The organism is Halomonas getboli (assembly GCF_023094245.1).
Lineage (GTDB): Bacteria > Pseudomonadota > Gammaproteobacteria > Pseudomonadales > Halomonadaceae > Halomonas > Halomonas getboli.
Map to the genome: position 1 here is coordinate 142,080 of NZ_JALMEW010000004.1, position 13,767 is coordinate 155,846.

Annotated in this window: 10 protein-coding genes; 2 read left to right on the forward strand and 8 right to left on the reverse strand. The window is 66.6% G+C overall.

Annotation, left to right across the window (positions count from 1 at the left end; translation table 11 throughout):
* The first annotated feature begins 4 nt into the window (after positions 1 to 4).
* Positions 5 to 136: a hypothetical protein gene (locus MYL53_RS17265; protein WP_282103474.1), complete on the forward strand. Its 132-nt coding sequence runs from the start codon at positions 5 to 7 to the stop codon at positions 134 to 136.
* A gap of 16 nt (positions 137 to 152) precedes the next feature.
* Complete coding sequence (asd, locus tag MYL53_RS10060) at positions 153 to 989, forward strand: archaetidylserine decarboxylase (protein WP_247853652.1); 837 nt, start codon at positions 153 to 155, stop codon at positions 987 to 989.
* Between the two features lie 114 nt (positions 990 to 1,103).
* Here the strand turns inward: asd and MYL53_RS10065 are convergent, their stop codons facing one another.
* The 8 genes from MYL53_RS10065 to tssM all read right to left on the reverse strand — a co-directional run bounded on the left by MYL53_RS10065 (position 1,104) and on the right by tssM (position 13,765).
* Positions 1,104 to 1,493 carry a hypothetical protein gene (locus tag MYL53_RS10065; protein ID WP_247853653.1) on the reverse strand — a complete coding sequence of 130 codons (390 nt, stop codon included), beginning with the start codon at positions 1,491 to 1,493 and terminating at the stop codon, positions 1,104 to 1,106.
* Between the two features lie 96 nt (positions 1,494 to 1,589).
* Positions 1,590 to 2,324: a hypothetical protein gene (locus MYL53_RS10070; protein ID WP_247853654.1), complete on the reverse strand. Its 735-nt coding sequence runs from the start codon at positions 2,322 to 2,324 to the stop codon at positions 1,590 to 1,592.
* Positions 2,325 to 2,728: 404 nt separating this feature from the next.
* Entirely contained in the window at positions 2,729 to 6,202 is a 3,474-nt protein-coding gene (locus MYL53_RS10075; protein ID WP_247853655.1) for a toxin VasX, read from the reverse strand.
* 12 nt (positions 6,203 to 6,214) lie between these two features.
* On the reverse strand, positions 6,215 to 7,132 hold the full coding sequence (locus MYL53_RS10080; RefSeq protein ID WP_247853656.1) for a DUF4123 domain-containing protein: 918 nt from the start codon (positions 7,130 to 7,132) through the stop codon (positions 6,215 to 6,217).
* A gap of 15 nt (positions 7,133 to 7,147) precedes the next feature.
* Positions 7,148 to 9,184: a type VI secretion system Vgr family protein gene (locus MYL53_RS10085; RefSeq protein ID WP_247853657.1), complete on the reverse strand. Its 2,037-nt coding sequence runs from the start codon at positions 9,182 to 9,184 to the stop codon at positions 7,148 to 7,150.
* Between the two features lies 1 nt (position 9,185).
* Complete coding sequence (locus MYL53_RS10090; RefSeq protein ID WP_046079160.1) at positions 9,186 to 9,473, reverse strand: type VI secretion system PAAR protein; 288 nt, start codon at positions 9,471 to 9,473, stop codon at positions 9,186 to 9,188.
* A 28-nt stretch (positions 9,474 to 9,501) separates the two neighbouring features.
* Positions 9,502 to 10,128 carry a GNAT family N-acetyltransferase gene (locus MYL53_RS10095; RefSeq protein ID WP_247853658.1) on the reverse strand — a complete coding sequence of 209 codons (627 nt, stop codon included), beginning with the start codon at positions 10,126 to 10,128 and terminating at the stop codon, positions 9,502 to 9,504.
* Positions 10,112 to 13,765: a type VI secretion system membrane subunit TssM gene (gene tssM, locus MYL53_RS10100; protein ID WP_247853659.1), complete on the reverse strand. Its 3,654-nt coding sequence runs from the start codon at positions 13,763 to 13,765 to the stop codon at positions 10,112 to 10,114. The genes MYL53_RS10095 and tssM overlap by 17 nt, the downstream gene beginning before the upstream one ends.
* Positions 13,766 to 13,767: the final 2 nt, after the last annotated feature.

The following is a 13,767-nucleotide window of genomic DNA, read 5'->3' on the forward strand; positions in this document are numbered from 1 at the left end:
CAGCATGAACCCGGCCATCAAGCGGCCAAAGGTGTTCTTCCAGCTTCCAGACGCGAAGCGCCGTTCTTCCAGCTTCAAGCTAACCGAACATATCACTGATCTCATCGACATCACCGAACTCCGATTCACCGCATAACTGGAACGCCTCTCTCGTGACCCCAGCCAAGCTGTTCGCCCTGATCCAGTATCCCCTGCCCCACCACCTGCTCTCGCGGCTGATCGGCCGGCTCGCCGACTGCCGCCTGACGTGGCTGAAGGACGTTCTGATCCGTGCCTTCATCCGCCAGTTCAAGGTGGACATGGGCGAGGCCCACCAGCCGGACCCGAGCGCCTATCCGAGCTTCAACGCGTTCTTCACCCGGCCGCTGAAGGACGGCGCCCGCCCCATCGGCGAGGGGCTGGTCTCGCCGGCCGACGGCACTCTCTCGCAGTTCGGGCGCCTCGAGCACGGCCGGCTGATCCAGGCCAAGGGCCACGACTTCACCGCCGCCGACCTGCTGGGCGGCGACCTGGAAGCCGCCGGGCGCTATCGCGACGGCAGCTTCGCCACCGTCTATCTCTCGCCCAGCGACTACCATCGCGTGCACATGCCGGTGGCCGGCACGCTCAAGGAGATGGTCTACGTGCCGGGCCGGCTGTTCTCGGTCAACGCCGCCACCACCCACCACGTGCCCAACCTCTTCGCCCGCAACGAGCGCCTGGTGTGCCACTTCGACACCGAACACGGCCCCATGGCGCTGGTGCTGGTCGGCGCCATGATCGTCGCCGCCATCGAGACGGTGTGGGCCGGGCAGATCACGCCCCTGCCCCGCGGCGACGTGCAGCGCATCCGCTTCGACACCCCGGTGCATCTCGAGAAGGGCGAGGAGATGGGCCGCTTCAAGCTCGGCTCCACCGTGGTGATGACCTTCGCCGAGCCGGTCGATTTCGACGGCCTGGGCGCGGAACAGACGGTCAGGATGGGCCAGCGGCTCGGCGAGTTCGACTGACACCAGCCGCCCGGCTACCTGCTTCACCATCGAGCCACCAACGAACAGGGCCCACTCGGATGAGTGGGCCCTGTCGTGTCCGGCCGATCATGTCACATCACGATCGCCAGAGGCTCATTTCGAGCGCTCCAGCGCGATCTCGACCGGCGAGCGCACGGCCTTCTTCGGCTTGCCCACCAGCTGCACGCCCATGGCGACGATGAAGATCCCCGCAAAGACCGGCGTCGGGATCTTGCCGAAGAAGTGCAGCGCCAGGGTGGCCAGGATGATCGGCACCGTCACCAGCACGATACGAGAATACTTCTTCGCCGCCTCTTCCATCTGGCGGAGATGGCTGGACAGCGTCTCGCGCGACGCCCCCGCCACGAGATCGTCGGCCCCGCACTTGGGGCACTCGGCCGTCTCGTTGCGCAGCAGGCGCAGCGCATGGCGATGCCGCAGGCCGACCCGTTCCTTGCATGCCGGGCAGACATAGGTGGCGACCTTGATACCCGAATCTTTCATGATGCGCTTTCCAAGAAATGAATGTGGGCGCCATTGTAACGGCCTTCCGGCATCGATCGTGCAGATCGCTGCATCCGGCAATGCCGATCGCTCCCCTCAGGCCGGGAGCGTCGTCTCCTCGGCGTAGACCTCGGCGAAGATGGCGGTGATCGGCCGGTTGGGCTGCTGGGCGTGACGCCGGCGCACTTCCGCCGAGAGGCGCTCGAGTGCTTCGCTGGGCCGGGCCCACTGCTCCCTGGGAATCGGCTGCGACCATTCCTCGAGGCTCGCCGGCAGGGTCTTGCGCCCGGCCTTCTGGATGGCGCGGATTTCCCACTCGGCGAGATGGAAGGGAATCGTCCACAGGTCGATGATGTGCCACAGGTACCACATGGACACCTTGAACAGGCCGATCTCGCCGTCGCGATGGCGGCGATGCAGCCGGCGGCGGGCATGATGGAAGGTATGCACGCCCTCGTAGGGCGGATCATCGGGGCGATGCAGGCCGTTCGGATCCTGAATCTCCTCGCGGGTATGCACCTCGTATTCCATGTAGGCCCGCACCGACTCCCACAGCCCCATCGCCAGCGGCCGGCCCGGCTGCTGGAGCTCGACAAAATGCTGCTTCCCCGTCTCGGGATCGATAAAGCCGAGCCCCAAGCCATACTGGCGCTGCACGCCGTACTGGGTCGCGCCCTGGGCTTCGGTCACCCAGGCCGCTACGCTTTCCCACGGCACGACGATCGGCGGCTTGCCACCGCCCGGCGCGAAGGCCACCTCGCGGCGCTGGCGATGAAAGCGAGTGGGGACGTCGTTGCGGAACTTGAAGTGGTATTGGGCTTTGATAAACAAGGCCAAGGCAAGGGTAAGCCCCCCCCCCCATGCCCCCCACTCGAAAAAAAAAGGAAAGAAGACCTTAAGCTCACTTAAAAAAGGATACTCTGAAGTCGCAGTCATCAATGCAGAGAATACAGGAAACCATAACGCCGTCATCAAAAAACCTATGAAAGGTATCCCTAGAGTAAACTGCCAGGTAAAGGGCGTTGGCAGGCTCCCCCCGAAATCCAGATAGGCATCGTTCACCTCACCGATAGCCTGATTGAAATCCACTGGTGCTTCGCCCGTGGGCAAGGGAACCGGCGACAGGTAGCTGACCTTACCACCAGGAAAGGTCGCAATATCCCCGGCCCGATGAGACTGGGCCATATCGGGGCGGGGCGTCTGGGGTTTGTTGGATGCCATGATTATGCCTTGAATCAAGTCAGAAGAAGCGGGTCTATGCGCTGCCAGGTGGCCGGTTCGCCACGCACGGCCACTTCCGATGGCGTGTAGACGCCCTCTCCACCGGCGGGGGAGACGCGAATATGGTAATCGGTGGATCGATATTGGCCGTCGTTATCCAGGGTCTCGACCCGAATCGCCACGACGGTATCATAGGAGCGCCAGTCTCCCGAGCCCTCCGACTCAGGTTTGGGGAAGCGGAGCGTCAGCGGCTGCCCATTCTCCAGTTCGAGTTGGCCATCGAGTCGATCGCTTATTGGATCCCAAAATTCCCGTGGGCCAGGCCCAGCATTCGAACGCACCCGATAGCAGGACAGCGAGAGAATTGATGACGGCTTACCCCCGAAGGGTGCGATAATATCTTGCAAGCTAATGGATAGTATACTGAGGTCAAAGTCCACCGACTTTGGGCCTTCGAGCCGATTCTTCCACCAGCTCTCGAATTCCTCGATGCTGACGTTGATCCTTGGCGCTTGCGCGATAGCCTGGAGCCGGGATTGGTACTCGTCGAGGGAGGCATCGCTGATCCGTTCGGGCTCCTGACTCCAGGGCGTGGTGAGCAGCCAGTCATCGTGGCGGCTGGTGCTGTAACGGTTATACAGCCAGCTGCCTCCCAACTCGAGCACGGTAAACAGCGCCCCGACGAGGTTGAAGCGCCAGAACACCGATCCAAGGCGGGCTCCGGCGGCGGCCCAAGAGACACCGCGGAAAGCTACGGAAAAGCCTGTATGAAGGGTATGGGTCAAGCCATAGACATTGGCACCCAGCATGCCTCCGGCACCTGCCATGCTGGCCATGGCAGCATTCTGAGCACTTTGGTCACCACTACGAACAGCCTCCTGCCAAGTTCCATAACGGCTAGAAAGGCTGGAATACGAGGCGAGAATACCTGTGAAGTAAGCCAAACCACCAAGCAAGACATGTAGTTTTCCAAGAGCAGCATTTACGCTTTGAGCAGCAGTGGCATTTAGGGCGTTTGCAAGCGCTTTCGACCTGACTCCCAGAGCGGTATCCATAATACCCTGGGCAGCAAGAAACCCTGCAGAGCTTGTTGCCGCAATAACCTTACCCAAATCAAGAAGTGTCAGAGCTTGATCAGTACCTCGAAGTACCCGGTACTGACTAAACGTTTCAACTAACGTCGATAGCTGAGCCGCAAATACTACTAAGCCAAGCCCATCCCCGACCAGGCTCGCCTTGGGCGCCGCCGCAACGCCTTGTCGAATGTTACGGATCAACCCGCCCATCTCGGCCTGCTGGGCCGCCGGCAGTACCAGCGTCAGGCCGGCACGTCCCGGCGCCGCACCGGCGATACGTACGCTATCGTCGGGAAGTTCCTCGATGGGGCTTAGCGCAAGCGCGAGTTTCGGTTCATGAACCGTCTGCAGCTCCTGTCGCAGACGCTTGAATTCCTCGAGCAGGCTCTGCGCCTCGGGGGAGCGGTGCCCGGCGGTCGCCTTGACGGTATTGCGACGCTTGCGAATCTCGTCGAGCTCTTCCCGCAGCGCCAGTACGCGCTGCATGGTGCGCTGGAAGCTCTCCAGCTCCTCGCGTGACGCCACGACGAAGCTGGCCCCCGTACGATGAGCGGCATCGAGGATTCGCGCGGGCAGCGCCTTGGGCAGGCGACGGAACAGATCCTCCAGGTCGGGGACCGTGTCACGGTTGATGCCCTGGAGGAACTCGTCCATGACCTGGGCAATGCCCCTTGAAATTGCCGGCGCCATGGGCTGATGGGCGCTCTCGGCGATGACCCGGGTATCCTCGGGTAGCTGATCGACCGCCGGCAGTTGCCCGGACTCGATCGAGTTGAGCTCATCCCACAGGTCCTTGGCCTTGAGCACGGCCCCGTAACCTGCATTGGCAATCGTCGAATACTGGCCGATGAAGTCGCTCTGGTCGGCCAGCGGCAGGGTATGGAACAACGGCCGATCATAGTGCGGGACCTCTTCCAGCCAGTTGGCGACCTGCTCGGTCGCCTCGTCGTTGCGGCAGATATCCTTCAGGCATCCGTATTGGGCCTTGAATCCTTCATGGACCTGATCCGCATCCTGCGCATCAAAATACCAAGCGGCGGTGTGGAAGCGGTTGCTGCACAGCATATCGGCTCGATCATCGGACAACTTGTCGAGCGAGGCATTCCAGCGCTGCAACCGCGGGCGTTGCTCGTCGAGAAAGGCGTCCATCCGCTCGCGATCGATCAGATCGTTGATGCCCCGCTCACCGATCTGGCTACCTTCCAATAGCGCCCTGAGTCGCTCGTTATGCTGCTGTTTCATGGCGAGCAGAGCATCGTCATGCTGCTCCACGAAGTCCCGCCCCAGACTCTCGCTGAGGCTTTCCTCGATATAGTAGCGCCGCACCTCGCCCTGCAAACGGGCGGCTATTCCATAGGCATTGCTGCGATTCGCCTCGTCGCGTATTTCCTGCAGGCGCGCCTTGAGGTCTTCTGGCAGGTCCGGATCGTAAGGCTGCGGTAGCTCACCGGTACTGCTGTCCTGATTGAGGAAGTCGAGCAGAGTCTGTCGCACCTGGCTCTGACGAGGCTCCTCCATCGCAGCAACATCATCCCACATGGCCTGGACGGCCGGGTCCTCGGACACCTTGCGCAGGTCCTCCAACGAGGCGTCCTGCAACTGGGACAGTGACTCGATATAGCAACCCAGCAGGTAATCCCGCTCGGTTCGGCCCTCATTTCCCGTGGCCCACTCCTCCACCCAACCCACGACCTCGTCCTGGAAGTGGGCCAGGTCTCGCATCACGCCGATATCGTCGCGCACGATCAGGCACAGGGCCTCGTCACGATCCTCGACGTCATGCTGCTTGAGCAGCTTGCCCAACCGTGACTTGTGATAGTAAGGCTCGTTTTCCCAGAAATAAGGCTGGGCCTCACGTTCATAGCCTTGTTCCGGCACCTCGAGCTGAGCATCCTCGGCAAACTCCGCCACCCACTCCTCGGCTTGAGCGGTAGTGATCAGGTGCTGGCCTCCACCGCTGACGGGGCTAGCGCCTGAGAGGTCGATCGCCTGCATGAAGGTATCCCGATCCTCTTCACTCTCCGTCACCTGGGCGCGCTTGGCCGCCGTCCACTCGACTTCGGAGAAGCAAACGTAGAGTGTGCGGTCGGTCTCATACTCCAGCTTGCCACCGGTGATGGTGCCTCCGAAGTCGCGAAACTCGTACTCGTCTAGCTGACGGGTTTCATCATCGAGGACATAGAGGTAGCCGTTGCGCAGCAGCCGGATGCCCAGCGGTCGCGCCGTCAGCGAATAGGGCATCGCCACTCCTGGCTCCAGCTCCTCGACTAGCCCATAGCGAAGGGGCAGAAGCTGTACCTTGCCCGCCAGCAGTGGACACGTCGCGCCTTCCTCGCTATCACGGCACGACATTTCATACGCCGCCAGCGAGGCGTCATTGCGGTCATCGGCGGGTCGCTCGAAAGCTGCCATGAGACATTCTCCCTATGTCGTAACGTCAGTCCGTGATGGTGAGGTAGCCGCCGCCAGGGCGGACTCGAGCCGTGCCATACCGCTCCCTTGGCCTGGATCGCACAGCAGATTCATCCACGCTTCCGAGTCCTCGGACTCTCGCCAGGAAGTGATCCCGAGGCGCTGCATCAGTGTGCAGAACAGGCCCAATTCCCGAGGAGCGGAAAACCCGAACTCACGCGCCTCCTGCACGATGCCGGCCAACTGCACGTAACGCTGGGGACGATCGGTGACCGTCAACCAGCCTTCGCAGTGCTGATCGACAAAAACCATCAACCGACGGGTGTCCCGCCGCCGGTCGCATGCTTGCATGCGCTCCAACTGCGACTCCGAGAGCCGATAATCCGATGCGCCGATGGCTCGAACATGCTCTCTGCTCGCCTGGGGTGCACTTTCCTGCCAGGTTTCCTGCACTGCATCCGGCAATATCAACCGCTCGATGGGCCCCCAGGGTATCTGCTCCGGTAAGCTGCCATCCGTGAACAGCGCCGAGATGACCGCCGGGTCGGCCAGGCGCAGCAGCATGGGAATGCCCACGGGATGCCGTACCTGAATCAGTTCGCGCAGATGATCGGCCACCTCGAGCAGCTCGGATGAGGAAAGGATCAGATAGCCCCATTCCGCCTCGGCACCCTGGCTGAGAAACCGCTCGAGTATCGGGTCTTCGGGGCCCCTGAGCTGCACCAGCCACGGCGACACCTCGACCACCTCGGACCATGGCGTGCCAGCGTACAGCAGGTCCGCCTCCAGATCGCCTTCCGACCACTCGTAGAGGCGCCGGGCCAGTTCCTTCACTCGAACACCATCGAGCAGCAGGAACACCTTCCCGGCTTCGGGCCAATCGAATCCGCTTTCCCATGACGGCCAGTCTTGGGGCCAGCGCTCGCTCATAACCGCTTATCCATTTTATCCATTGCTGCCGGATTCGCAGACCGGACACAGCGCCTGCTGCTGCAACAGGGCGGCGTGCTGCGGTGCCTTGACCGGTGTGAACTGCGGAGCGGGCTCGACCTCCCCCGGCAAGATCGGCGCCTGGGCACTCTGCCCGGTGCCGCTGCCGGGGCTGCCGCCGGAGTTGATCTTCACGCTGGGGCCGACGATGGTCACCCCGCTGGGGTCGAGCTTCACGAAGCTGCCGCCGGCCTTCAAGGTGATCTCGGCGCCGGCCTCGACCACCACCTTCATGCCGGCCTTGTGGTGCACCTCGCTGCCGGCCTCGACGAGCTGGGAACGGCCGATCTTCTCGTGGCGGGTCTGGCCCACGCTGAGGTGGTCGTCGCCGTCGATCCGGGTGCGCCGCTCGCCGTGCACGGTGTGGTGGTCGTCGCGGTCGATCTCGCCGATGCGATCCCGCTTCACGGCCAGGTGACTGTCGCGGCGGATCTCCTCGGTGCGGTCGTTCTCGGTCAGCAGTTCCAGGTCCTTCTGGGCGTGCAGCCAGATCTGTTCCTGGTCGTGCTGGTCCTCGAAGCGCAGCTCGTTGAAGCCCTCGCCCTGGTGGGTCTGGGTACGCAGCACGGTGCGCGTCTTGTACTCCGGCAGCGAATACGGCGGCGTATTGACCGCGTGGTAGGTGCGTCCGGTGACCAGCGGCTGATCCGGGTCGCCCTCGAGGAAGGAGACGATCACCTCGTGGCCGATGCGCGGAATCGCCATCATGCCGTAGCCGCCGCCGGCCCAGCCCTGGCTCACGCGCAGCCAGGCGCTGGCCGTCTCGTTGGGCTCGGCGTAGCGATCCCAGGGGAACTGGCAGCGCACCCGGCCGTGCTCGTCGCAGTGGATCTCCTCGCCCTCGGGGCCGACCACGAAGGCCACCTGGGGGCCGTCGACCCGAGGCTTGGGCCGGGGTTCGGGGCGCCAGGCGGCATCGTCCGGGGTCAGGCTCAGGGTGTTGTAGTAGCGGGTCATGCCGTCGGCCTGCACGGCGTCCTCGCCCAGCGCCTGGGGCTGATCGCCCTGGTGGACCACCCTGATGACCTGCCAGCCGCGATTGAACTCGCCGACGTCATGATCGGCCAGGGTGAAGCGCGCGCCCGGGGCAAGCTCCGGCAGGTCGCTCTCGCCATCGAGGGTCAGGGCGTCGTGGCGCAGGTGCTCGAGGCGATGGCGGGTGAAGGCCTGGCCGGAGGCGTCGGCCTTGTAGCGGCCCGGGTAGTCGTAGTGCTCGTAGTCTTCCCGCTGGCTGTGCTGTTCCAGCCGCTGGCCCTGTTGGTCATGCAGCTGCGCATAGGCCGGCTGCTTGAACGAATAGTCCTTGAGCTGGGCCCGGGCCGGGCGCACCCGGGCGGTCTGGGTCAGCCGCCGCAGGTGGCGCTGGGGCGGCGTGCCGCCGGCGCGGTGGTGATAGCTGCGCTCGCCGAGGCCGGTGAGCACCTGGGGATCGTCGGCGAACACCAGCCGGTGGGCGCCGAGGTCGGCGTCCTCGAATTCATGGAAATAGAACAGCCCCTCCTCGGCGGCCAGGCGCTCGAGGAATTCGAGGTCGGTCTCGCGATACTGTACGCAGTATTCGCGCTCGGCGGGCTCGCGGGTCACCGCGAAGGCCACGTCGGTCAGGCCGCGCTCCTCGCACAGGGTGTTTAGGATGGTCAGCGGCGAGACGCGCTGGAAGATGCGCGAGTTCTGGCGCAGCGAGAGCCGCCACAGCGAGGGGCGGATCACCGCCTCGTAGAAGCTGCGGCGATGGCCGCGGTCGCCGCGGCCGAACTCGGCCACGATGCCGTGGACCCGGCGCTGGGCCACGCCGTCCTGCCACACGGTCAGGCTCGCCGGGCGGTCGAGCAGCGCCTCCGGCGAGAGGTCGGCGGCCCGGCTGGCGAAGCTCACCCGCAGGTGGAAGGGCGACGAGAGCGCCTCTTCATGGGTGAAGTCGACGACGGCCAGGTCGGCGTCCTCGGCCCCCGTGAGGCTCAGGGTGAACTGCAGTCCGCTACGGTCGGCCATGTCAGCTGCCCTCCCCGCTGGCGGTGCCGATCACCACGCCGCCGCAGTCCACGGCGTGGTCGGTGAGCGCCACCGGCTTGCCGTCGACCAGGATGCTGCCCGAGCCGGCGGCGATGGCGCGCGGGTGGGGGCCGTGGTTGGGCTTGTCGTGGGGCTCCAGTGGATCGCCCAGGCGTGCCACCGGCTTGCCGTCGATCATCGTCGTCGGGCTGCCGGCGATCACCGGCGTGGGCGGAAAGCCCTCGTGGTCGGTGCCGAGATCCCCCAGCAATACGAACTTGCGTCCCATGCGTCCTCCTTGCGAAGCGCGCCGCCGCTCAGGCGCCGCGCGTGCGTTCGCGTTGATCGTTCCACTCTACCGGGGCCTCGAAGCTGGCCACGCCGCCGGCGTCCACATGCATGCGCCGGAACCCTGCCGCCGCCAGGCTGGCCGGGGCGGCACCCTGCAGTGGCAGTCGGGTCTGCAGCGGCGTGCCCATCAGCTCGCGCCGGGCGGCCAGCAGCAGCCGGGCGCCATGGCCGCGGCCCTGCCACTCCGAAGCGATGAAGAAGAAGCGCAGCTGCCAGGCCGACTCGTCGTCGCGCCGGCACACCAGCAGCATGCCGAGCACCGGACCGTCGCCGTGGCGAAGCGCCAGCAGCCGGCCCTGCCAGTGCGCGACCCGGTCGGCCTCGCGCTGCAGCCAGAGGCCGCGATGGACCACGAACTCCAGCGAGCGGCGCAGGGTCTCGAGGCGGCTCTCGTCGCGCAGCACCCAGGGGGACAGCCCCTCCTCCTCGGCGCGACGCGCGGCCTCGAGCAGCAGCGGGATGTCCTCCACCTTGGCCTCCACCAGCCCCGGGGCCGCCTCAGGCGGCTCGGGGTCGACGGCGGGGTCGACGGCGGGGACCACGGCGGGCCGGCTCGGCGACGCGCCCAGCCAGCGCTTAAGCGTCGTCAGCATCGTCCTGCCCTCCGTCGGCGTAGAGCGCCCTGGGCAGGCGGAAGCCTGCCACCAGCGACCGGGTGAAGGGATTGCGCGGCCCGTCGGCGACCAGGCGATAGCGCATGCTGCCGCCGTCGACCTGGAAGCTCAGCTCGAGTTCGCGCTCGCCGGCGCCGGTCAGCTGGGCCTCGTCGAGCAGGCGGAACCAGGCCCAGGGGCCATCGCGGCGCAGCGTGCGCGGCGAGCGGTTGACCTGGCTCGGCACCAGGGTGACGCGGCTCTCGTTGCTGTCGCGCAGGCCGTTGGGCCAGATCATCGGCACCCGGCGGCTGGCGCCGTGAGCGTAGTCGATCAGCTGGCCGTCGACGCTGATCACGCCGCGGCGCTTGTCGGCGCTGAGGCTCAGCGGCTCCAGGCTGAAGGGCACGTCGAGCACGCCGTCGCGGTTGAGGTAGGCCTCGCGGATGCGCTCGGCGCGCTGCACGGCGTCGAGCACGCCCTGGCGCAGCAGCGAGTCGCCCTCGGCGTTGCGCAGGGCCTCCGGCGCGCCCTCGATGAACGGCTTGAGGTTCTGCTGGTAGAAGGCGTCCAGGGTGCCGTCCGGGGCGAAGAACTCCTCGAAGTCGGCCAGCGACACCTCGCGGGCGGCCTGGGGCGCCAGCGGATAGCGGCCGGCCAGGCGCTGCTGGAAGGGCACCACGACCTCGTCCATCCACTGGCTTTCCAGATGGCGGATCGCGCTTTCCATCAGCAGCTGCCAGCTCTGGTCGGCCAGGCTCTCGAGCATGCCGCCCACCGGCGCCGGGGTGTCCTCGGCGATGCGCTGCAGCGCCGCGATCGAATCGCCGCCCTGCAGCGAGAGGCGGTCACGGGCCAGCAGGAAGGCCTGCTGACCACGGTCGCCGGCCTCGTCGACCTGGCGCAGGTAGTCACGCAGGTCGCCGACGGCGTCCTTGATCTCGTCGAGATTGGAGGGATTGTCACCGCGCGACTCGCTGAGCGCATTGAGGTCGGCGAAGTGGCGCGCGATCTCGCTGGCCAGGCGATAGCGCGGCGACTGCTGCAGGGCCTGGCGCGCGGCCTCGTCGTCCGCCGGCAGCTCCGGATAGAGGCGGGTCTGCTCAGAGACCTCGCCCAGCAGGCGGTCCAGCGGACGGCTGGCCCCGAGCAGGCCATCCGCCACTACCACCGCCTGGTGGATATCGGGCAACGGCACCAGGCGGATATCGGCCAGAGCCTCGCGCCAGGTGACGTGATAGTCACTAGCGTAGCGCTCGCGCAGCGCCTCCTGCAGGCGCCGGCGGTCGGCCTCGCTGACGTCGATGTCGTCGCGCTGGCCGAGCACCCAGGTATCGATCAGCGCCAGCTCGGTGGCCTGATCCAGCCGCTCGAGGAAGTAGCCCTCGAAGCCGTTGCGGGTCAGCAGGCCGGGGATGCGCATCCGCTCGGCCTCGTCGTTGCGGGCCATGAACACCAGGCTGAAGGCCGAGCCGACGCTCGAGCGCAGGTCCAGCGGCGCGGCGCTGCCGTGCGAGAAGCCGGCCTTGAGCGAGGCGTACACGCGCTCGGCCATGGGCTGGCGGGCGAGCTCCTGCTGGGCCGCCTCGATGCTGCCCTCGAGCGGCGCCATGGCCTCGCGGGCGCCGAGCGTGCCGGCCTCGGCGTGGCCAGCCAGATCGGTGTAGGCCAGGGCGTAGTCGAGGTGCGCCAGCAGGCGGCGCTGGACATCGCCCTGCCCGGGGAAGGCCGCCTGCCAGCGGTCGGCCATGAAGTCGTGCACGCGCTGGGGCTGACGGCCGCTGGCGTCGGACATCATGCGCAGGATGCGCAGCAGCGCCAGCTTGTCGTTGCTGCCGTCCGGCGCGCGGTTCATGTCGTCCATGATGCCGATCATCAGCGCCGGCAGGAACTGCTGCTCGAGCAGACGCAGATAGGCATTGTCGACCTCGACGCCCAGCGCGTGCCCCTGGTAGAGGCCCATGTCGGCCAGCAGCCAGGGCCGCGAACGGTAGTCGCCGAACTCCTGAGTGGCGCCGAGCAGGCGATCCAGCGGCTCGAGCAGCGCCCGGCCGGTGGGATCGTCGCTCTGCCAGTGGCTCGGTCGCACGGCGAGGAAGGCCTCGGCCTTGTCCTCCACCGCGGCCAGTGCCTGATGGTTCTTGTCGTAGAAGTGGTACCAGCCGCCGACCAGGGCCGCGCCGCCGAACAGGCAGGCCAGCGCGCTGGCGCGGCGGAGACGATGGCGGCGGCGTGCCGCCCGGGCGTTGTCGCCGGCGAGCCCCGACTCCGGATAGATGATGCGCTCGAACAGCTCCTCGGTGAAGAACAGCGCCGAGCTGGTCGCCCGGTGGGCCGGCTGCACGCCGTCGCTCATGCCGTAGCGCCGCGCGGCGGCGTCGACGAAGGGGTCCTCCGGCACCCCCTGCTGGTAGACCGAGGTGAAGTAGGCGCCGCGCACCATGGCCGCGGTGGAGAAGCGGTCGCTGGACAGCGCCTCGCCGATGAAGCCGAGCAGCACGTCGCGCAGGCCGGCCAGCTGGCGCACGAAGCGGAACACCGCCTCGCGCTCGTCGCGATCGCGGCATTCGGCCAGCAGGGTCGGCAGCGTCTGGTTCAGCCGCTCGAGCATGCCGTCATAGGCCTCGGCGAACTCCTCCTCCCAGCGGCCGGGCTTGTCGAGGGACGCGGCGGAGAAGGTGAAGCCCAGCGGGGCGCGACGCGCGGCCCGGGAGTAGTGACGGAAGAAGTCGTCGAAGCCGTGCAGCAGGTCCATCTTGCTGAAGGTGACGTAGACCGGCAGGCGGCTGCCGTGGCGCTCCATCAGCTCGCGCAACCGGGCGCGCAGCAGCGAGGCGTAGGCCTTGCGAACCGCTACCTCGGCGTCGCTGAGCCGCGCCAGGTCGAGCACCAGCACCACGCCGTCCAGCGGGCGCCGCGAGCGATGGCGCTCCAGCCAGTCGACGAAGTGATCCCACAGCCGGCTCTCGAGCTCGGCCGGCTCGCCGCCCTGCAGCGCGCCCTGGGTCAGCAGTTCGCCGTCCGGGTCGATCAGCACCGCCTTGTCGCCGATCCACCAGTCGAAGCCCAGCCGGCTGCGCTTGCCCTGGCCGGACGCCTTCATCACGTGGGTCAGGGCGAAGTTCTGGCCCGAGCGATTGATCAGGCTGGTCTTGCCGGCGTTCTCGACGCCCATCACCAGGTACCAGGGCAGCTTGTAGCGAGCGTTGGCGCCGCCGCCGAGGCTGTCGGTGAGCTCATGCAGGGTGGCGTCCAGGCTCTCTTCCTGGCGCTCGATCTGGCCGAGTACCGGGTCCTGCTGACGCTGCGACTCTTGGCGGCGCTCCTCGTCGAGGGCGCGCAGGCGCCGCGCCAGGCGGATGCCCCACACCACCGCCACCACGCCCAGCAGCGCCAGGCTGGCCAGCAGGCGGTTGAGCCAAGGGCCCAGCGGGCGGCTGTCGAACGCCTCCCACTGCGGCCCCAGCCACCAGATCGCCACCAGCAGCGCGACCACCAGCAGCCCCCACAGCCAGGAACCCAGCCGCTTCAGGCCCTTGGCCTTGTTGGCATGTCCCCGCGCCTGGTTGAGCTGGCTGTCTGCCTGGGACATGCCCGGCATCCAGCGGCTCAGCCCCGCCTTCAGTTGTTTCCACATGA